This is a genomic window from Massilia sp. HP4 (assembly GCF_005222695.1).
GTDB lineage: Bacteria > Pseudomonadota > Gammaproteobacteria > Burkholderiales > Burkholderiaceae_D > Telluria.
The window spans coordinates 414375-434177 of record NZ_STGG01000041.1 but is presented as its reverse complement, the minus strand read 5'-3'; the positions used below and the strand labels follow the sequence as shown (position 1 = coordinate 434177).

The window sequence follows — 19803 nt, the reverse complement described above, 5'->3', positions numbered from 1 at the left end:
AAAGGAATAGACATAGCTACTGACAAGCAGAATCGCATCAATGGCGAGATCACCCATCCGGAAATGCGTTTGAACGGTGTGGACAACGAGCCGCTGGGCATCGTGACCCTGGCCGAAGCGTTCCGTCTGGCCGAAGAAAAGAACGTCGACCTGGTTGAGATCGCGCCAAATGCGGTCCCTCCGGTTTGCCGCTTGATGGACTACGGCAAGTTCAAGTATTCCGAGCAGAAGAAGGCCCACGAGGCCAAGCTCAAGCAGAAGATCATCCAGGTCAAGGAAGTCAAGTTCCGTCCGGGCACCGATGAAGGCGACTACAGCATCAAGCTGCGCAATCTCATCAAGTTCCTGGAAGAGGGCGACAAGACCAAGATCACACTGCGCTTCCGTGGCCGCGAAATGGCGCACCAGGATATCGGCCTGCGCATGCTCGAGCGTCTGCGCGGGGACCTCGAAGCCGTTGGCGTGGTCGAGCAGTTCCCCAAGCTCGAAGGCCGCCAGATGGTGATGGTCGTCGGACCCAAGAAGAAGAAGTAATTCCTCGCGCGAGCGGGGTACGCGGCCGGGTCCGTGGAGAGGGCGAAAGCGCTTTCTGCGGCCCGGCTTTCGCGCGTCCATGCCTCGCGGCCGGTGTGCTGCCGGATGAGTTGCCGGCGACCATCCTATTCCGCCAAAACCTGTGCTACAATCTGCGATTCCTGTTTTTAGAGACAGGTTGTAGCAGACTCGCTTCTGCTGCAAGACAAGTGAAAGTAGGCATCCAAGAGCAGCGTTGCTGCCACCTGCAATCCTGTCCCATATGAGGCTGTCCGCGAGGACAGATGACTATGCCAAAAATGAAAACCAAGAGCTCCGCGAAGAAACGTTTTCGCGTGCGTCCGGGCGGTACCGTCAAATCGGGCATGGCCTTCAAGCGTCACATCCTGACCAAGAAGACCACCAAGAACAAGCGCCAGCTGCGCGGCACCCGTAACATCAATGCGTCGGACGTGACCAGCGTCTACCGCATGATGCCATCTGCTGTTTAATCTCACACTAAGGAGCGAATATGCCTCGAGTAAAACGTGGGGTTACTGCACGTGCCCGTCACAAGAAAGTTCTTGACCTTGCCAAAGGCTACCGTGGTCGCCGCAGCAAGGTATACCGTGTTGCCAAGCAAGCAGTCATGCGCGCTGGCCAGTATGCCTACCGCGATCGCCGCAACAAGAAGCGCGTCTTCCGTGCACTGTGGATCACCCGTATCAACGCGGCTTCGCGTTCGCACGGCATGACCTACAGCGCCTTCATGAACGGCCTGAAAAAGTCCGCGATTGAACTGGACCGTAAAGTCCTGGCCGACATGGCTGTGCATGACAAGCCGGCATTCGCCGCAATCGTCAGCGCCGTCAAGGCCAAGCTGGCTGCTTAATTTCAGTCTGCTAGCAAGTCAGTGCCATGCTAGTAGTAGCATGGCGCACTAGAAGCGGGGCAAGGTTCACACCTGTGCCCCGTTTTTGATTCTGGCGTCTCCCGCCAACGAAAAACAGGAAAAGAACAAGCATGAACTTGGAACAACTCGTCGTCGCGGCCAGGGCCGACTTCGCGGCCAGCATGGATGCCGCCGCGCTCGAAAATGCGAAAGCCAAGTACCTGGGCAAGACCGGCCAGGTGACCGACCTCATGAAGGGGCTCGGCAAGCTCGACCCAGAGCAGCGCAAGGCGCAGGGCGCCCTGATCAATGCCGCCAAAGAACAAATCGAACAGGCCTTGACCGCCCGCCGCGATGCGCTGGCCGACGCACAGCTGATGCTGCGCCTGTCCGCCGAGAGCATCGACGTGACCCTGCCGGGCCGCGGCCGCTCGAAAGGCGGCATCCACCCGGTGATGCGCACCTGGGAACGGGTTGAAGAGATCTTCCGCTCGATCGGTTTCGACGTGGCCGACGGCCCGGAGATCGAGACCGACTGGACCAACTTCACCGCACTGAACAGCCCCGAGAACCATCCCGCGCGTTCGATGCAAGACACGTTCTATATCGAGGGCAATGACAGCACCGGCAAGCCGCTGCTGCTGCGCACCCATACCAGCCCGATGCAGGTGCGCTATGCGCGCACGCATACGCCGCCGATCAAGGTGATCGCGCCGGGCCGCACCTACCGCGTCGACAGCGACGCCACCCACTCGCCGATGTTCCACCAGGTCGAGGGCCTGTGGATCGGCGAAGACATCAGTTTTGCCGACCTCAAGGGCGTGTACCTGAACTTCGTCAAGGCCTTCTTCGAGACCGACGACCTGCAAGTCAGGTTCCGTCCTTCGTATTTCCCGTTCACCGAGCCGTCGGCCGAGATCGATATCGCCTTCGGCAGCGGACCACTGAAGGGCCGCTGGCTCGAGGTGTCGGGCGCCGGCCAGGTGCATCCGACGGTGGTACGCAACTTTGGGCTGGATCCGGAAAAGTTCATCGGCTTCGCGTTCGGCTCCGGCCTCGAGCGCCTGACGATGCTGCGTTATGGAATCAACGACTTGCGCCTGTTCTATGAAGGCGACCTGCGTTTCCTGAAGCAGTTCAACTAAAAGATACCGACGCGAAGGCAAAAGAATATGCAATTTTCAGAAAACTGGCTCCGTTCCATCGTCGATCCGAAGATGAGCTCGGATGAGCTGTCCCATCTGCTGACCATGTCCGGCCTCGAAGTGGAAGAGGTCGAGGCTGTCGCGCCACCATTTTCGAACGTGGTGGTCGCGCACGTCGTCGAAGTGGCGAAACACCCGAACGCCGACCGCCTGAACGTGTGCCAGGTCGATGCCGGCACCGGCACCTTGCTCAACATCGTGTGCGGCGCCCCGAATGTGCGCGCCGGCATGAAGGCGATCTGCGCCAAGGCCGGCGCGCTGCTGCCGCCGGGCGCCGACGGCAAGCCGTTCGAGATCAAGGTCGGCAAGCTGCGCGGCGTCGAGTCGCAGGGCATGATGTGCTCGGCCAGGGAATTGGGTATCTCGGAAGAGACCAGCGGCCTGATGGAATTGCCTCAAGACGCCCCGGTCGGCCAGAATATCCGCGATTACCTGGGCCTGAACGACCTGAAATTCACCATCAAGCTGACCCCGAACAAGGCCGATTGCCTGTCGGTGCTGGGCGTGGCGCGTGAGGTGTCCGCGCTCACCGGTTCGCCGCTGACCCTCGCCCCGACCCGCGCGGTGCCAGTTACCAGCGACGAGATCCTGGCGGTCAAGGTGTCGGCGCCCGACCTGTGCGGCCGTTTCGCCGGCCGCGTGATCCGCGGCCTGAACGCGCGCGCCGCCACGCCGGAGTGGATGAAGCGCCGCCTGGAACGCAGCGGCCAGCGCTCGGTGTCGGCCCTGGTCGACATCTCCAACTATGTGATGCTCGAAGTCGGCCGTCCATCGCATGTGTTCGACCTGGCCAGGATCCACGGTTCGCTCGACGTGCGTTGGGGCAAGAAGGGTGAGTCCCTCAAGCTCTTGAACGGCAATACCGTCGAGATCGATGAGTGGGTCGGCGTCATCGCCGACGAGAAAGACATCGAATCGCTGGCCGGTATCATGGGCGGCGACTCGACCGCCGTGTCGCTGGACACGACCGATATCTACCTGGAAGCGGCGTTCTGGTGGCCGAACGCGATCCAGGGCCGTGCCCGTCGCTATAACTTCTCGACCGATGCGGCGCACCGCTTCGAGCGCGGCGTCGACTATGCGACCATTCCCGACCATATCGAGCGCATCACCGCGCTGATCGTCGAGATCTGCGGCACCGGCGACACCCTCGTGGGCCCGGTCGACGACCAGGTCGTCAACCTGCCGCAACGCAAGCCAGTGCAATTGCGCACCGCGCGCGCCCAGAAAGTCATCGGCGTGCCGTTGAACGATGACGTCATCGCCGACATCTTCACCCGCCTGCAGCTCGAATTCGTGCGTGAGGATTCTCAAGGGGAATCCGGCAAGTTCCTGGTCACGGCGCCGTCGTACCGCTTCGACATCGAGATCGAGGAAGACCTGATCGAGGAAGTCGCGCGCGTGTATGGCTTCGAGAACATCCCGGCCAATCCGCCGGTGGCGGCCAGCAGCATGCTGATCGCGCCGGAAGACACCCGCTCGCTGTTCGCGATCCGCCATCAGCTGGCCGACCTGGGTTACCAGGAAGTGGTCAATATGAGCTTCGTCGAAAGCGCCTGGGAGCAGGATTTCGCTGGCAATGATGCTCCGATCCGCCTGCAGAATCCGATCGCCAGCCAGCTCTCCGTGATGCGTTCATCGCTGATCGGCAGCCTGGTCGCCAATGTGCGCTACAACATCAATCGCAAGGCGGGCCGCGTGCGTGCCTTCGAAGTCGGCGCCGTGTTCATGCGTAATGCCGCCGTCCAGGATGGCCCGTTGGCCGTGGCCGGCTACGAACAGCCGAAGCGCGTGGCCGCGATCGCCTACGGTCCGGCGGCGGACGAGCAGTGGGGCCAGCCCACCCGCGCCGTCGATTTCTTCGACGTCAAGGCCGACCTCGAAGCGCTGTTCGCGCCACGCCAGCTACGTTTCACCAAGGCCGAACACCCGGCGCTGCACCCGGGCCGTTGCGCCACGGTGGAGCTGGACGGCAAGCAGATCGGCCTGATCGGCGAACTGCATCCGCGCTGGCTGCAAAAGTATGATCTGCCGCAAGCACCGGTGCTATTCGAAGTCGATGCCGAAGCCTTGCGCGAGCGTCAAGTACCGTCCTACACCGAGATTTCGAAGTTCCCGGGCGCTACGCGCGACCTGGCGCTGGTGGTGAAACAGGACGTGCCGGCCCAGCTGGTGATCGATGCGTTCCACGCCGAAATCGCCGTAAATCCGGCAGGCAAGATCGTGCAAGCCGTTGTTTTGTTTGATGAATATCGCGGCAAGGGCCTGGAGACGGATGAAAAAAGTCTTGCTTTCCGCTTTAGCTTGCAAGATACTCAATCGACGCTGCAAGACGAAGCGGTCGATGCCATCATGGCAGCGGTGCTTGACTCGGCTGCGACAAAACTGAGCGCGCGCCTGCGCGCGTAAGGACCGGGCGAACAGGTGCGAGCTTGTTCGCTGTCCATTTCCGAAACATCGTTTGACTTGAAGGCAGGGCTTCAAAATTAACAACAACGACGTTGATTCCGCCGTCTTCCAAGAGGCGCTGGCCGCCGACCTGGATCGCGCCATGCACGTGGCGCGGGTACGCAAGGAAGCTGAACAGTCATTGCCGACCTTGACCAAGGCCGAGCTGGCCGAGCTGTTGTTCGAGCAGGTCGGCCTGAACAAGCGCGAAGCCAAGGACATGGTCGAAACCTTTTTCGACGAAATCCGCAATGCGCTCGAGCGCGGCGAGGCGGTCAAGCTGTCCGGCTTCGGCAATTTCCAGTTGCGCGACAAGCCCCAGCGGCCCGGCCGCAATCCGAAAACGGGGGAAGAAATCCCCATCACGGCGCGCCGCGTCGTGACCTTCCACGCCAGCCAGAAACTCAAGGGAATGGTCGAAGAGACCACGCCCGGCAGTTCGCCTGCGGGTTCCCTGGCGCGTGCAGCCTGAGGACACCCGATAAGCGATGAATGACCGACTGAACAAGATCGAACCGAACGTGCTGCCGCCGATTCCGGCCAAGCGTTATTTCACGATCGGCGAAGTCAGTGAATTGTGCGGGGTCAAACCTCACGTCCTGCGCTACTGGGAGCAGGAATTTACTCAGCTTAAGCCGGTCAAACGTCGTGGAAACCGCCGATACTATCAGCACCACGAAGTACTGCTGATCCGGCGCATCCGCGAGCTGCTGTACGAGCAGGGCTTCACCATCAGCGGCGCACGCAACCGCCTCGATCACCGCGCCGCCAGCGCGACGATCGCGCATGGCGAGCCAGACCTGCCCGACAGTACGCCAGCGATCGACGGCGACAAACTGCGCGCCGATCTGCTCGACATTCTCGACCTGCTCAAGAACGGATCGCGGCCGGCGTAAGCCTTACGCCTGGTCTTGCCGTCCGTCGCCAACAGGGCCTGGCGTGAGCGTATACTGTTGCGCGCCGAGGCCTGGATTCTTGCCTCGGCGGGTCGTCTCCGGTTCAGTTGCCGTCATCGGCTGCCAACGATTACTCAAGCATTCGTGCACCCTGTTGAACGCGGGCCCCGGAGTGTTAAAATGTCACCCGCGCATATGCTGAATCTAACGCATGTAAACCGGGCAGCACAGACCCGGCACTTTCCTGCGCAAGGAAAATTTAAGGGAAGACAATGATACGCGTTGCCATTTGTGACGATCACCAGATAGTTAGAGCAGGATTCAAGCAGATTTTCTCGTCCTCGGGCGATTTCGAAGTCGTTGCCGAAGGCGCCACCGGCCGCGAGGCCCTCGATATCGCGCGCCGCGAGATCTGCGACGTGTTGCTGCTGGATATCGCGATGCCCGACCAGAGCGGCATCGACATCCTGCGCACCATCCGCCAGGGCCAGCCCAATCTGCCGGTGCTGATCCTGTCCGGCTACCCGGCGCAGCAATATGCGCTCAACCTGTTCAAGATGGGCGCCAACGGCTACCTGAACAAGGAGTGCGAGGCCGACGAACTCAAAACCGCCGTGCGCACCGTCTACCAGGGGCGCCGCTATGTGAGCTCGACAGTGGGCGAATTGCTGGCCCAGAGTTTCGACCGCGACCCGAACACGGCGTTGCACACCGAACTGTCCGACCGCGAGTTCCAGGTCTTCCTGCGCCTGGCAAAAGGGGCCACCGTGTCCGACATCGGCAATGCCCTGTCGCTGTCGATCAAGACGGTATCTACCTACCGCACCCGCATCATGGAAAAAATGGGCCTGCAGTCGAATTCCGACCTGACCTATTACGCCATGAAGAACAATCTGCTCGACTAAGCCTTGCACTGATTTTTCGACAGGATTATTCTGACAACGCGCCCGAAGAGGGTGCGTTTTCACATCGGCAAGCGATGTTGGCTCGGCCCAACTCCAAATGCAACAAATAGTTACGTCCGGGCATTTCGCGGTGCAACATTGCGTCTGTACGCCTATAATGAAGGGCCACATTCCTTGCGCGAAAGGAAGCCTGGATGTACTTTTCAACCGCTGCGGACGAGAAATCGATCCGTAGTCTCCCCCTCCACAAGACGCTGCTGTGCCTGGTGTGCGTGGTGCTGCTGGTCGTCAACGGAATATTCCTGGTGCGTAACCTGGACGATTTGCGCGCGGCGAATACGCTGCAGGCGCAAACGGCCCTGGTCTCCGACGAGTTGCAATACCTGAACTTGCTCGTCACCGATGCCGAGAGCAGCTTGCGCGGCTATTTCCTGTCGGGCGATGAGGTCTACCTCGGACCCTTGCGCGGCGCGCCACAGCAGATCGACAAGCAACTGCATGCGCTGGGCGCCTTGCTGGACGACAGCCCGTCGCAGACCAAGAACCTGCAGCAGCTGCGTACGCTCGTGGAAAAGAAACTCGGCTTGCTGCACCAGTCGCTCGAGGTCTATCGCCAGGGAGGGCTGAACGATATCGTCGCGATCGCCGCCTCGCCCGACGATCGCGCCCAAATGGACGAGATCCGCCTGCAGGTCGTGATCATGACGCGTGAGCAGAACGAGTTGCTGACCACCCGCACCGCGGCGTTCTACCAGCAATACCGCCATGCGGCGCTGTTTGGCGTGGGCATCAATGCCGCCGCCATCATTGTCTTGCTGTTGTTCTACAAACTGATCAAGCGCGCCTTCCGTTCGCGCCTGCTGGCCGAGCGCGCCTTGCAGCGCACCAACGACGGGCTCGAGGAAATCGTGGCCGAGCGCACGGCGCAGTTGTCGGTGCTGTCGCGCCACCTGATCCGTGTGTCGGAAGAAGAGAAATCGCGCCTGGCGCGTGAGCTGCACGACGAGATGGGCGCCAACCTGACGGCAATCGGCATGGATATGTCCACCGTCACCGAACACCTGCGCGCGAGCCACCCGGAGCTTGCCTCCAAGTTGGTGCGCGCACGGCGGACCCTGGTCGATACGGTACAACTGAAACGCCGCATCATCGAAAACCTGCGACCCAGCCTGCTCGACAATATGGGCTTGTCGGCCGCGCTGCAAAGCTATTGCGCCGACTATGCCCGGGTCACGGCCCTCGACTGCGATGCGCTGATCGATGCCAAGGCCGATGCCGCCGGCCCGATGCAGGCGATCGCGCTATTCCGCATCACGCAAGAGGCGTTGAACAATATCGCCAAATATGCCAAGGCGCGTACCGTGATCGTCAACCTCACGCGCGAGCCCGACGGTTGGGGCCTGGAAATCACGGACGATGGCATCGGCATTCCCGACGACGCCATGGCGCGCTCGAAATCGCACGGTTTATTAGGCATGCGCGAACGCGCCTTGCTGCTGGGCGGAACACTGGTGGTGGAGCGGGGAGTGAATGGGGTAGGAACTTGCGTGCGCGCCATGATCCCGGCGGCGGCCCCAGGGGGCAATGAAGAAGCGCCAGCACAGGCGCCGGCGCTGTCACGTGCCAGCCAGGCGCCGGCACTGCAAGATCCGCCTGGCCTGCTGGAGGCCAGGGCAGATCCGGTGCGTCATCTTAACGCGCCACATCCATGAGCAGGCGGTCGTATTCCGACTTGGCGACCTTGTAGCATTCGCCCGCGTACTCTTCGAGGCCGGCGCGGTCCAGCACCGTGATATTGCCGCGGCGGTACTGGATCAGGCCTTCGTCCTGCAGCTTGCCGGCGGCGGCGGTGATGCTTTCGCGGCGCACGCCGAGCATGATCGAGATCAGCTCTTGCGTCACTTTCAGTTCGTTGCTGGCCGAGCGGTCGAGGCGGTCGAGCAGCCAGCGGCACAGTTTCTGTTCGATCGAGCTGTGGCGGCCGCCGACGGCGTTCTGGGCCATCTGGGCGAACAGCGCATTGGTGTAGCGCATCAGGAGCTGGGGCAGGGCGCCGCCGCGGTTGAAGGCGTCGCGCAGGTACTGGGTCTTGAGGCGGTAGCCGTAGCCGGCGCTCTGCACCACGGCGCTGCAGGTAGCGCGCTCGCCCATGAACAGCGACACGCCGACCGCGCCTTCATGGCCGACCACCGCGATCTCGGTGGTGGCGCCATCTTCCATCACGTACAGCAGCGACACGATTGCAGTCGTTGGAAAATACACGTATTCCAGTTTGCTGCCATACTCGAACAATTCTTTACCGAACGGCATCGGGACCAGTTCAAGGTGGTCGAACATGTCTTCCAGGTCGGTGCGCGGCAGGGCTGCCAGCAATTCGTTCTGCTGGGTGCCGCTGTAGCTCACGATCGGTTTCGACGCGGACTTCGTTGCCTCACTCGTGGCAGGGATCTGGTTCTTGGCTTTTTGGGTGAGACCACCAAACTGAGTGTTGTTCATCTTATGTCCTCTTATGTCTATCATGCGTCGGGGGCGATCTGGGAGGCTTGTCATTCTTGCCTCATCGCGATGTGTGTACTTTAAAGCTACCGTCTGTTGCCGCACATAAGACGAGTCTCCGCCCCTATGTAGGTTCCAAGCATGATGTCGTGTCAGCCCAGTCCTACTAGAGAAGACAGTGCGCTGGCGCACCTTCCACCGCAAAGTTTCGTTGAAGAACGCCGAGATGCCGCATAATTCGCTGGCGCGACCATGAGGCGCGCGTCATCACGCTGGGGCGAAAGAACGGATATGGGGCTGCGGGTATTGCTGGTGGAAGACGATGCGGTGCTGGCCGACGGCCTGCTGCGCGCCCTGCAGGCGCAGGACATGACAGTCACTCAGGCAGCCGACGGGCTGGCGGCCGACGCCGCCCTGCAAGTGCCCGGGATCGAGGTCGCGGTGCTCGACATCGGCCTGCCCGGCATCGACGGCTTCGAGGTGGTGCGCCGCCTGCGCGGGCGCGGCGCGGCCACGCCGGTCTTGCTGCTGACAGCGCGCGATGCGGTCGAGGACCGGGTGCGCGGCCTGGAAACCGGCGCCGACGACTACCTGGTCAAGCCCTTTGCCACCGCCGAACTCGTGGCCCGCATCCGGGCCCTGGCGCGGCGCCATGCGCCGCCGTCGACCAGCCTGACGCTCGCCGGCCTGAGCCTGGACCGGGATACCCGCCGCGCCCGTGTCGCCGGCAGTCCCATCGAGTTGTCGGTACGCGAGTGGGGCGTGCTCGAATACCTGCTGCAGCAAGCCGGGCGGGTGGTGTCCAAGCAGCAGATCATCGATGCCATCCTGCCCTGGGGCGAGGACGTTACCCAGAACGCGGTCGAGGTGTATGTGTCGCGCCTGCGCCTGAAACTGGACGGCTCGGGCGTGGCGATCCGCACCATCCGCGGCTTCGGCTACCTGCTGGAAGCGGCCACATGATGCCCGCTGCATGAGCAGCATCCGGCTGCGCCTGCTCAAGTGGCTGCTGGGGCCGATCCTGCTGGTCAACCTGGTGCTGGCCGCCCTGGTGGTGGCCCTGGCCTGGACGCCGGCCCAGGTCGCCTTCGACGGCAGCCTGGGCGAGACCGCCAACAGCCTGGCCGGCCGCCTCGTCGGCGGCGCCATGCCGCAGCTGCCGCCGGCGGCGCCTGCTGCGCCGGTCGCCGGCGCAGACCGCAGCTGGTTCGTGGTGCGCGATGTACGCGGCCAGCACCTGGCTGGCGCCGCCGGCTTTCCCGCACTGCGCTTGGGCGGTGCGCCGTATGACGCCGACATCGACGGCGAGCCGGTAAGGGTGGTGGCGCTGGCCGTCAACACGCCCGAGGGCGTGCGTCACCTGGGCGTGGCGCGCACCGTGCGCCAGCGGCTCGAAGTGCGTTCGGCCATCGTGCGTTCGCTGGTGGTGCTGGTGGCGCTGGTCACCTTGACCCTGGTCGGCGTGGTCTGGCTCTCGGTCGGCAATGGCTTGCGGCCGCTGGCGCGCATCCGCGCCGAGCTGGCGGCGCGCGAACCGGGCGACCTGGCGCCGATTCCGCAGGCCAGCGTGCCGTACGAGATCGCGCCGGTGGTGGCAGGCTTCAATGAATTGCTCGACAAGGTCGAGGCCGGCGCCCGGGCCCAGCGTGATTTTCTCGCCGATATGGCCCATCAGCTGCGCACCCCCCTGGCCGGCATGCAGCTGCAGCTCGAATGGCTGCGCGCGCGCCATGCCGGCGACCTGGAGACCGGGCGTGCGCTCGGCATGATGGAGCTCGCCAACGAGCGCATGATCCGCCAGGTCAACCAGCTGCTGGCGCTGGCGCGCGCCAGGGAAGGACGGCAGCTTGCGCAGCACGCGCCGCTCGACCTGGCGCAACTGGTTGCCGGGACGATCCAGCTGTTCGTCGAACAAGCGGCGGCGAAGGACATCGACCTCGGCTTCGAGCTGGCGCCGGCGCCGGTCGATGGCGACGCGTTCCAGCTGCGCGACCTGGTCGACAACCTGGTCGACAATGCGCTGCGCTATACGCCGCCCGGGGGGAGGGTGACGGTCGGCTGCGCTCACGATGGCGATAACGTGCTGTTCACGGTCGAGGATTCCGGCGCGGGCATTCCGCCCGCGCGGCGCGCGGCCGTGTTCGAGCGCTTCGTGCGGCTGGACGACAAGACGACGGGCAGCGGCCTGGGCCTGGCGATCGTGCGAGATATCGCGCTGGCGCATGGCGCCACGGTGGTGTTGGACGACGCCAACGGCGGCGGCACCCGGGTCACGGTGCGTTTCCCTGCCATCCTGGCCAGATCCGACGCCGCCTAGCGTCGTATTTGCGTCGCTGTCAGGACTTTGTCAGCATTCCCTCAGGGAAATGACAGGTTCTTGGGATATCATTCCTCGAGGCAACATTATCGGCGGAGTCCGCCACTCGGGAGAATCCATGCAGCAGCGCCAGTCCGGCTTCACGCTCGTCGAGCTCATGATCGTAGTAGCGATCGTCGGCATCCTCAGCGCGATCGCCGTGCCTTCCTACAATAGCTATGTGATGCGCGCGCGCCTGGTCGAGGCGCACGGCGTGCTGGCTTCGACCCAGAACAAGCTGGAACAGTTCTGGACCAACCATCGCAGCTACGAGGAGTTCGACAAGGAAGGCGCCAGCCTGATGCCCGATTCCGGCCACAATTTCGACTATAGCCTGGACGAGCCGACCGTTTCGACCTATACCCTGGTCGCCACCGGCAAGGACGCCGCCGCCGGCTTCGTGTACACGATCGACCAGGCCGGCAAGCGGGCCACGACCGAGGCGCCGGACGGCTGGGAGACCAGCGACGAATGCTGGGTCGACCGCAAGGACGGCTCATGCACCCAGTAGGCGCATCCAGCCAGCGCGGCTTCACGGCGCTCGAGGCGATGGTCGTGGTGGCAATCCTCGGCATCATGCTGGCGGTCGGCATCCCGAGCATGCGCGGCTGGCTGGGCGCCACCACGGCCACTGGCGCGGCCGAGTTCTACGCCGAGGGCTTCAGGACAGCGCGTGCCCAGGCGCTGGCCAACAACAGCCGCAGCCGCCTGGTATTCACCGAGAACGAAGAGAGCGGCCAGCTGGACTGGCAGGTCGATGTCTGCTTCCCGGTGCCGGACGATGGCTGCGCGGCCGGCAGCGAGCGCTGGTCGACGGTCGATGAACCGGCCGAGAAGCCGGCCGACGGCGACGTCGAGACCAGCTCGGTATTTCGCAGCGCCGTGGCGCTGCCGCGCGCCTCGGCCCTGAGCGTCACGCCCGACGACGAGGCCAGGTCGGTGTATTTCACCGAGCTCGGTTGGGTCGACGGCGCCAAGCCCGCGCTGATGCGCCTGGACCTCGGTCCCGGCAGCGCCGACGCCGAGGGCGCGTTCACCCCGACCGCCGTGGTGCTGACACTGGCCGGCGCGGTAGTGACCTGCAATCCCGATGCGGGCGCAGCCGACTCGCGCAGGTGCCCATGATGATCCGACGATTCTCTCCCATCCGCCAGGCCCAGCGCGGCGTCGCGATGCTGGAGGCCCTGATTGCTGTCGTGCTGCTGGGGATCGGCCTGGTTGGCACGCTGGCCTTGCAGGTCAATTCCCAGGCCGCGCTGTCCGAGGCGGCAATGCGTTCCGAGGCGACCATCGCCGCCAACGAATTGATCGGCGTGATGAGCACCGACCTGGACAATCTTGACGACTACGCGCTGGCCGAGGACGACGAGCCCGGCGAGAGGGTCGAGGAATGGCACGCTGCGCTGGCCGACCGCCTGCCGAATGCCGCGGTCGAGATCATGGTCACGCCGGCCGCCGACACCGAGCGCACCGCCGTCGTGATCGTCATCGGCTGGCGCCGCAGCGAAGAGTCGCAGCAGAACACGCACCGCATCGTCACCTACCTGGCGAGGTCGACATGAGGATCGTGCCTACCCGGCGCGCGGCGGGTTTCTCCCTCGTCGAGCTGATGGTCAGCATCGTGATCGGCCTGCTGGCGGTGCTGTTCGCCACCCGCATCATGACCGATTCCGAAACCAGCAAGCGCGGCGCCCTGGGCGGCTCGGACTCGATGCAGAATGGGATGATGGCGATGTTCTCGATCAGCGGCGACGCCGAGCAGGCCGGCTATGGCCTGAACGATCCGATCCTGAACGGCTGCGACACCATTTTCAAGGACAGCAAGGGCTACGAACTCGCAATCGCCAAGCGCGATGACGCGGACGTGACGCCGCTGACCGGCGCCGTCATCGTACCCGGCGCGGACGGCAAGCCCGACCAGCTGACCATGTATGCCGGCAGCGCGCCGGGCGGCACCGGCACCACGCGCCTGCTCACCAACTACATTGGCGGCAACCAGCTCGTGGTCGACCGCGACCTGTACGGTTTCGCGGTCGGCGACGTGATCGTGGTCGCGCCCGAGAATGGCGAAGGCCAGTGCGCGCTGGCCCAGGTTGCGGCCCTGACGGTGCAGGGCGCCTCGCCGGCGCTGGGGATCGGCGATATCCGCCATCGCTACAACACGGGCGCCATGGGACGCAATTTCGATGGCAGCGCGAGCCGCATCTTCAACCTCGGGCGCGAGTCGGGCCTGTCGTTCCACACCTGGCTGGTCGAGAGCGGAGTGCTGCGCCTGCGCGCCACCAACCTGGGCGCCAATGGCGGGGCCGCGCACGCGGTGGCCGACAACATCGTGTCGCTCAAGGCGCAGTATGGCTTCGACATGCGCGGCGCCGCCGACTTCGATCCGGAACGCGGCATGCAGGTCGGCGGATGGTCGTCCGCGATGGTCGACGCCGATGGCGACGGCATCGAGGGCGGTGCGGGCGACTACCAGCGCATCGCCGCGCTGCGCATCGCCGTGGTGGCGCGCGCGAAGACGCCCGAGCGTCCCGGCACCGACGGTGTGTGCACCGCGCAGCCGGCCGTCATCAAGGTATTCGGCAGCGAGCAGCCGCAGGGCGTCGACCCGGTCGAGGTGGAACTCGACGTGCGGGTCAAGGACGACCCGGTCGACTGGCGCTGCTATCGCTACCGCACGTTCGAAACCATCGTCCCGATGCGTAACACCGGCTGGAGGCCCACCGCATGATCCATCCACGTCCATCGCGCCGCCGGCAGGGCGGGTCTGCCTTGCCCGTCATGCTGATCATGCTGCTGGTGATGCTGGTGACCAGTATCTATCTGCTCCGGTCCAGCAATTCGGCGACCCTGGCGGCTTCGAACCTCGCCTATGACGCCACCCTGAGCCGGGCGGTCGACTTCGGCCTGCATACGGGCTTCCAGTGGCTGAGCGACACGGCGTCCACCGCCAAGGGCAGCCTGAATGCGGATGACGCCGGCCAGGGCTATCACGCCAACTTCGATACCACGCTGACGCCGAACGACGAGAATTTTTGGGCCGACAGCAGGTTGGTCCAGGACCCGGACGGCAACCGGATCCGCTACGTGATCCATCGCATGTGCAGCGACGCCGGCGGCTTCAGCAGCACAGGCCAGCGATGCCTGCTGACCTCCGCCAACACCGTCAAGATCGGCAACCGGGTGGCGATCGGCGAAAGCCTGGCCTCGGACGCGCCGGCCTATGCCAGCTCGCCCCAGATTCACTACGTGATCACGGCCCGCATCGACGGCGCGCGCGGCGGTAACGTGATCAACCAGATGGCTGTCCTGATCGGCGCCTGACGCCGGCTCGTATGAATGGAATGCGCATGAATCTTCCCCTCCTTGCCACGCTGGCGATGACCCTGGTCATGGCGCTGGCCCCGAGCCCGGCCAGCGCCGGCCCGACCAGTCTCGCGTCCCTGCCTCTGATGAGCATTACCGGCAGCGGCACCGTCAAGCCGAACCTGATGCTGCTGTATGATGATTCCGGCTCGATGGCCTGGAACCACACGCCCGACTACGTCGACGACAACACCACCTGCCGCGCCGGCACGACCCTGGCCGCGCGCAACCCGCGCGGATGCGTGATCGGCGACCCGCCGTATGCGGCGTCGGTGTTCAACCGCCAGTACTACGACCCGAAGGTGCGCTACCAGCCGCCGGCCAGGGCCGACCAGACCTCGTATCCGAGCCAGACGGCGCGCGAGACCGAGAACTGGACGTCCGTGACCACCGACGGCTTCGGCACCGACAAGCGCAATATGCGCAACGCAAACGAGAACACGACCAACCTCGTCACCGGCTATCCCGACCTGCAGTGGTGCGACGACGACGACGTGTGCCGCCGCAACATCGGCGGCTACGCCTATCCGACCCTGACCTACGACAGCGCCGAGCAGATCACCGGCAATCCTTATTACTACACGATCAACGTCGCTGAATACTGTACCGACGACACGCTCAAGACCTGCGTGAGCACGGCGGTCAATGCCCCGGCGCCGAAGGATAATCCGATCGCAGCGCCGGTTCGCTGGTGCAACAGCACGGCCCTGACCACGTGCCAGGCCAAGTATGTCGGCGCCTTCAAGTACCCGCGCTATGGCGATCCGAATCGCTCGGCCAACTGGTACTCGACCATCACCATCAACGACTCGGGCGCCACCCACGCCGTCAAGATAACGGGCGTGCGCGCGGTTGGCGTGTCCGGCGAGCAGACCATCACCAGGGACGCGGCCACGGCCTCGAACGGCACCAATAGCGCCGACAATCGCACCGCGCTGGCCACCGCGCTGGCGGCCTCGATCGTCAACAGGGCGGTTTCCAGCCGCCCCTTCACCGCCTGCGTCGCCACGGCCAGCGGCGTAGTACGCGCCTGCAGCGACTTCGATATCACGCTGGCGTCGAGCGAGATGCTGGCCGTGATTCCGATCAGCTGCGGCCGCAACGTCACCAACAAGAACAACTGCGTCGCGGTCAAGGAGGGTGAACGCACCGGCGACGAGATCATCGTCGATTCCGGCACCGCGGCCACCGCGCTGCTGCAGGTCGGCGGGCGCGCCGCCAACAGCAACAAGGAGAGCAGCCGCAGCCGCCTGGTCGGCCTGAGACTGGGCACTACCCTGCTGATCGATTCGCTGCGCTTCGGCCAGAACTACAGCGCATCGCAGGTGGCGTCGCAGATCGCCGGCGCGATCGGCAACCGCGGCACGATCAAGGCGTACGTGGGCCCGAACGACGTCACCCCGCAGTGTGCGACGGCCAACAGTTCGATGGTGTGCCTGGTCGCGCCGCTGAGCATGGCCGGCGCCAACCTGAGCTACACCAGGGTCGACAACCCGGCCAGCCTGAGCTGGGGCGGCGCGCCGGCGACCAGCGACGGCGCGCCGACCTCGGTCTCGGGCTTCGATACGGGCGTGTTCGTCCGCACCGACATCGTGCCGGCGCGCGACAGCTATCCGAAATCGGTCCAGCGCAGCGATTGCGAGGGCGATACCTGCACCTACGCCGAAGAGATGACCAACTTCGCCAACTGGTACGCCTACTACAAGACGCGCAACCAGATGATGAAGAGCGCCGTCGGCCTGGCGTTCCAGCCGCTCGGCGAGGCCTACAAGGTGGGCCTGGTGGGCCTGCAGGCGGCCGCCGCCGAGGGCACGATGAGCCGTCCGCAGCCGTTCACGGGCCAGGCCCGGATCGACTGGTACGCGGCGCTGTACGGCATGAACAGCTCGGGCGGCACCCCGGTGCGCCTGGCGCTGCATGCGATCGGCAAGATGTTCGCCAACCAGGCCCCCTACCGCCAGGAGGCCGGGTCGGAAGTAATCGAGTACGCCTGTCAGCAGAACTTCACCTTCGTCACCACCGACGGCTACTGGAACGGCAACAGTCCGAAAACCCAGGTGAAGCCGGCGGGCTGGAATTCGCCGGCTCAATACGCGGAAACGGTGACCAGCAACGACAATCGCGAGAATGCGGCGCGTTTCTGCACCGTCGGGAAAGGCTGCGTCGATACCCGAAACCAGACCCTGCCTTCGCTGGCCGACATCGCCCTGTACTGGTATAACGGCGGTTCGAGCACGGGCACGGTCTCGCTGCGGCCCGACATCGACGACATCTCGACGACGGGCCTCGTGCGCGGCACCGGCAATACCCACCTGCACATGCGGACCTATGCGCTGGGGCTGGGCGTGGACGGACTCATGACCTATGACCCGAACTACGACACCACGCCCAAGGCCGGCGGCGACTTCTTCAAGCTGATCAACGGCCAGACAGGCTGCCCGTGGAACAATGACGGCCCCTACATCTGGCCGGATCCGGATACCGGCACCACCGACCTGTCGACCGCGCTGCAATCGCGGGTGGACGACCTGTGGCATGCCGCCATCAATGGCGGCGGCAAGTACTTCCCGGCTTCCGATTCGCTGCAGGTCGCAGACAGCCTGAACAAGGTACTGAACGACATCCAGGTCGACACCGGGGCCGCCGCGGCAGCCGCCACCTCGACCCCGAACGTGGCCCAGGAGGACCGTGACATCTTCTCGGCCACCTTCACCACCGTGCGCTGGACGGGCAACCTGAGCAAGCGCACGATCAACACCACGACCGGCGAAGTCACCCGTGACGCCGACTGGAAGACCTCGTGGACCCTCGGCCAGCGGGTGAGCGCGGCGTCGGACAGCCGCACCATCTGGTGGCGCAACCCGTCTACCGGCGCGCGCACCAATTTCGACTACGACCTGCTGGGCGCCGACCAGGCCTGGTTCTCGGACAAATGCGGCGGCCTGCCGCAGTGCGCCCGCCTGCCGGGCGACCAGCGCGCCATCGTGAACGATGGCAGGAACATCGTCAACTGGCTGCGCGGCCAGCAGCAGCACGCCAACAACGTGCTGCTGCGCGCCTATACCACCACCGAGCCGGGCGACGATATCGGCCCGAATGGTCCGCAACTGGAAATCATGGGCGATATCGCCTCCTCCAAGCCGGCCTACCTGCGCGAGCCGCGCAAGGCTTACGGCAGCGAAGACTATGCGGCCTTCCGCGCCGACAATGCCAGCCGGGACCCGGTCGTCTTCATCGCCGCCAACGATGGCATGCTGCACGCGTTCGACGCCGCGAAGGGCGGGGAATTGTGGGGCTACGTGCCGCGCATCACGATGAAGAAGCTGTACAAGCAGGCCAGCATCAACTACGCATCGAGCCACCAGTTCAGCACTGACGGTTCGCCCGAGCTGGCCGACGTCAAGATCAACGGCGAATGGCGCACCGTGCTGGTCGCCGGCCTGAATGCGGGCGGGCGCGGCTACTATGCGCTGGACGTCACCGACCCGACCGACCCCAAGCCCCTGTGGGAAATCTGCGCCGACAGCACCGTGTGCAGCGGCGTGCACCACCAGCCCGACATGGGCTTCAGCTTCGGCAATCCGCAGTTCGGCACCATCAAGGTGGGCGACGAGGAGCGCTGGGTGGTGTTCCTGACTTCGGGCTACAACAATATCCCTGGCGCCGACGACATCCAGTCGGGCACCGGCAAGGGCTACCTGTTCGTGATCGACATCGCCACCGGCCAGGCGATCGCCAACCTCGGCAGCGGCGACGTGCTGGACAACGGCGTGCTCACCACCGGCAGCGGCGACACGGCGACGCCCTCCGGCCTGGCCAAGATCACGGCCATCACGGCCAACCCGAACACGGATCCGCTGGTCACCTATGTCTACGGCGGCGACAACCAGGGCCAGATGTGGCGCTTCGACTTCACCGGCGAGCAGGTCCGGCGCGTGCTGATGGCAAACGCCGGTCCCGACCAGCCGATCACGACGCGGCCCGACGTCGCCATGTGCCAGGTCGGCTCGAGCGGACAGGGAGGGAACGCCTCCCCGACCCGGCGCGTGGTGGCCTTCGGCACCGGGCGCATGCTCGACCTGCCCGACATCCAGAATACCAAGCTGCAGAGCGCCTACGTGCTCAAGGACGACGATACCGCCTTCGACGCCGACGCCTGGCGCAAGGATGTGAGCTACGCCAAGCGCACCCTGGTCGAGACCCGGCCCTATGACGAAGACGCGCCGGACGTGCCGCGTTCGAACCAATTCAAGGTGGCGGGCACGATCGCCGACCTCGGCCGCCAGCGCGGCTGGTTCGTCGACTTCGACCAGAACAAGGGCGAGCGGGTCAACCTGGATCCGAAGATCGTGGCTGGCACCCTGACCGTGGTGACCAACCTGCCGCAGTCCTCGACCGCGTGCACGGTTGGCGGCACCAGCTACGCTTATTTCCTGGACGTCTGCGACGGCACCGCGGTCTCGAACGACATCGCCGGCGTGCTGCTGTCGGGCGACGCGGCGGCGGTGGGCACCACCATCGTGCGCCTGCCGTCGGGTGCGCTCAAGCTGATCACCACCACCGCCAAGGGCAATACCATCACGACCGAGGTGGCCCCGGCCAAGACCCAGGATGCGCGCCGCACCGGCTGGCGCAGGGTGCGCGAATAAGGACGTGCAGACTCCAGGCCCGCCGTTAGTTCACACGGCGCGGCCTGGAAACGGTAAAATCGAGGGTTTTCCGACAA

18 protein-coding genes are annotated in these 19803 nt (G+C 64.6%); 17 read left to right on the top strand and 1 reads right to left on the bottom strand.

Features of this window, described 5'->3' with window-relative positions; all coding sequences use genetic code 11:
* The first annotated feature begins 6 nt into the window (after positions 1-6).
* From infC to E8M83_RS15830, 9 genes are all read left to right on the top strand, one after another.
* Positions 7-534 (top strand): translation initiation factor IF-3, encoded by a 528-nt coding sequence (gene infC / locus E8M83_RS15870; RefSeq protein WP_137174287.1) that lies wholly within the window; start codon positions 7-9, stop codon positions 532-534.
* 290 nt (positions 535-824) lie between these two features.
* Positions 825-1025 carry a 50S ribosomal protein L35 gene (gene rpmI / locus E8M83_RS15865; RefSeq protein WP_005667419.1) on the top strand — a complete coding sequence of 67 codons (201 nt, stop codon included), beginning with the start codon at positions 825-827 and terminating at the stop codon, positions 1023-1025.
* 20 nt (positions 1026-1045) lie between these two features.
* On the top strand, positions 1046-1405 hold the full coding sequence (gene rplT / locus E8M83_RS15860) for a 50S ribosomal protein L20 (RefSeq protein WP_137174286.1): 360 nt from the start codon (positions 1046-1048) through the stop codon (positions 1403-1405).
* A gap of 131 nt (positions 1406-1536) precedes the next feature.
* Positions 1537-2550 carry a phenylalanine--tRNA ligase subunit alpha gene (pheS, locus tag E8M83_RS15855; RefSeq protein ID WP_137174285.1) on the top strand — a complete coding sequence of 338 codons (1014 nt, stop codon included), beginning with the start codon at positions 1537-1539 and terminating at the stop codon, positions 2548-2550.
* A gap of 27 nt (positions 2551-2577) precedes the next feature.
* On the top strand, positions 2578-5019 hold the full coding sequence (gene pheT / locus E8M83_RS15850; protein WP_137174284.1) for a phenylalanine--tRNA ligase subunit beta: 2442 nt from the start codon (positions 2578-2580) through the stop codon (positions 5017-5019).
* A 142-nt stretch (positions 5020-5161) separates the two neighbouring features.
* Complete coding sequence (locus E8M83_RS15845; protein WP_137174283.1) at positions 5162-5530, top strand: integration host factor subunit alpha; 369 nt, start codon at positions 5162-5164, stop codon at positions 5528-5530.
* 16 nt (positions 5531-5546) lie between these two features.
* Positions 5547-5954 carry a MerR family transcriptional regulator gene (locus E8M83_RS15840; protein ID WP_137174282.1) on the top strand — a complete coding sequence of 136 codons (408 nt, stop codon included), beginning with the start codon at positions 5547-5549 and terminating at the stop codon, positions 5952-5954.
* A 272-nt stretch (positions 5955-6226) separates the two neighbouring features.
* Positions 6227-6859, top strand: a complete 633-nt coding sequence (locus E8M83_RS15835; protein WP_005667428.1) for a response regulator transcription factor — start codon at positions 6227-6229, stop codon at positions 6857-6859.
* A 194-nt stretch (positions 6860-7053) separates the two neighbouring features.
* On the top strand, positions 7054-8571 hold the full coding sequence (locus E8M83_RS15830) for a CHASE3 domain-containing protein (RefSeq protein ID WP_137174281.1): 1518 nt from the start codon (positions 7054-7056) through the stop codon (positions 8569-8571).
* On the opposite strand, the gene E8M83_RS15825 is transcribed toward E8M83_RS15830, so the two are convergent.
* Positions 8552-9355 carry a Crp/Fnr family transcriptional regulator gene (locus tag E8M83_RS15825; RefSeq protein ID WP_137174280.1) on the bottom strand — a complete coding sequence of 268 codons (804 nt, stop codon included), beginning with the start codon at positions 9353-9355 and terminating at the stop codon, positions 8552-8554. The two genes, E8M83_RS15830 and E8M83_RS15825, sit on opposite strands and share 20 nt — an antisense overlap.
* Positions 9356-9646: 291 nt before the next feature.
* Here E8M83_RS15825 and E8M83_RS15820 point away from each other — a divergent pair, with 291 nt between their 5' ends.
* The 8 genes from E8M83_RS15820 (at position 9647) to E8M83_RS15785 (ending at position 19726) form a co-directional block, all read left to right on the top strand.
* Complete coding sequence (locus E8M83_RS15820; RefSeq protein ID WP_137174279.1) at positions 9647-10318, top strand: response regulator transcription factor; 672 nt, start codon at positions 9647-9649, stop codon at positions 10316-10318.
* 10 nt (positions 10319-10328) lie between these two features.
* Entirely contained in the window at positions 10329-11672 is a 1344-nt protein-coding gene (locus E8M83_RS15815) for an ATP-binding protein (protein ID WP_137174278.1), read from the top strand.
* A gap of 118 nt (positions 11673-11790) precedes the next feature.
* Positions 11791-12222: a type IV pilin protein gene (locus tag E8M83_RS15810; protein ID WP_137174277.1), complete on the top strand. Its 432-nt coding sequence runs from the start codon at positions 11791-11793 to the stop codon at positions 12220-12222.
* The gene (locus E8M83_RS15805; protein WP_170976830.1) at positions 12210-12836 is read left to right on the top strand and encodes a Tfp pilus assembly protein FimT/FimU; all 627 of its coding nucleotides are present in this window, start codon (positions 12210-12212) and stop codon (positions 12834-12836) included. Before E8M83_RS15810 ends, E8M83_RS15805 begins: the two co-directional genes overlap by 13 nt.
* Entirely contained in the window at positions 12833-13273 is a 441-nt protein-coding gene (locus E8M83_RS15800) for a hypothetical protein (RefSeq protein WP_137174275.1), read from the top strand. The genes E8M83_RS15805 and E8M83_RS15800 overlap by 4 nt, the downstream gene beginning before the upstream one ends.
* A complete protein-coding gene (locus E8M83_RS15795; RefSeq protein ID WP_137174274.1) occupies positions 13270-14442 on the top strand; it encodes a PilW family protein in 1173 nt (390 codons plus the stop codon). The genes E8M83_RS15800 and E8M83_RS15795 overlap by 4 nt, the downstream gene beginning before the upstream one ends.
* Entirely contained in the window at positions 14439-15035 is a 597-nt protein-coding gene (locus tag E8M83_RS15790; RefSeq protein ID WP_137174273.1) for a hypothetical protein, read from the top strand. The genes E8M83_RS15795 and E8M83_RS15790 overlap by 4 nt, the downstream gene beginning before the upstream one ends.
* Before the next feature lie 26 nt (positions 15036-15061).
* A complete protein-coding gene (locus E8M83_RS15785; RefSeq protein WP_137174272.1) occupies positions 15062-19726 on the top strand; it encodes a pilus assembly protein in 4665 nt (1554 codons plus the stop codon).
* Positions 19727-19803 lie beyond the last annotated feature (77 nt).

Coding starts and splice junctions, on each gene's coding strand:
- rpmI (WP_005667419.1), top strand. CDS start 825: ATGCCAAAAATGAAAACCAAGAGCTCCGCGAAGAAACGTTTTCGCGTG.
- rplT (WP_137174286.1), top strand. CDS start 1,046: ATGCCTCGAGTAAAACGTGGGGTTACTGCACGTGCCCGTCACAAGAAA.
- pheS (WP_137174285.1), top strand. CDS start 1,537: ATGAACTTGGAACAACTCGTCGTCGCGGCCAGGGCCGACTTCGCGGCC.
- pheT (WP_137174284.1), top strand. CDS start 2,578: ATGCAATTTTCAGAAAACTGGCTCCGTTCCATCGTCGATCCGAAGATG.
- E8M83_RS15845 (WP_137174283.1), top strand. CDS start 5,162: ATGCACGTGGCGCGGGTACGCAAGGAAGCTGAACAGTCATTGCCGACC.
- E8M83_RS15840 (WP_137174282.1), top strand. CDS start 5,547: ATGAATGACCGACTGAACAAGATCGAACCGAACGTGCTGCCGCCGATT.
- E8M83_RS15835 (WP_005667428.1), top strand. CDS start 6,227: ATGATACGCGTTGCCATTTGTGACGATCACCAGATAGTTAGAGCAGGA.
- E8M83_RS15830 (WP_137174281.1), top strand. CDS start 7,054: ATGTACTTTTCAACCGCTGCGGACGAGAAATCGATCCGTAGTCTCCCC.
- E8M83_RS15825 (WP_137174280.1), bottom strand. CDS start 9,355: ATGAACAACACTCAGTTTGGTGGTCTCACCCAAAAAGCCAAGAACCAG.
- E8M83_RS15820 (WP_137174279.1), top strand. CDS start 9,647: ATGGGGCTGCGGGTATTGCTGGTGGAAGACGATGCGGTGCTGGCCGAC.
- E8M83_RS15815 (WP_137174278.1), top strand. CDS start 10,329: ATGAGCAGCATCCGGCTGCGCCTGCTCAAGTGGCTGCTGGGGCCGATC.
- E8M83_RS15810 (WP_137174277.1), top strand. CDS start 11,791: ATGCAGCAGCGCCAGTCCGGCTTCACGCTCGTCGAGCTCATGATCGTA.
- E8M83_RS15805 (WP_170976830.1), top strand. CDS start 12,210: ATGCACCCAGTAGGCGCATCCAGCCAGCGCGGCTTCACGGCGCTCGAG.
- E8M83_RS15800 (WP_137174275.1), top strand. CDS start 12,833: ATGATGATCCGACGATTCTCTCCCATCCGCCAGGCCCAGCGCGGCGTC.
- E8M83_RS15795 (WP_137174274.1), top strand. CDS start 13,270: ATGAGGATCGTGCCTACCCGGCGCGCGGCGGGTTTCTCCCTCGTCGAG.
- E8M83_RS15790 (WP_137174273.1), top strand. CDS start 14,439: ATGATCCATCCACGTCCATCGCGCCGCCGGCAGGGCGGGTCTGCCTTG.
- E8M83_RS15785 (WP_137174272.1), top strand. CDS start 15,062: ATGAATCTTCCCCTCCTTGCCACGCTGGCGATGACCCTGGTCATGGCG.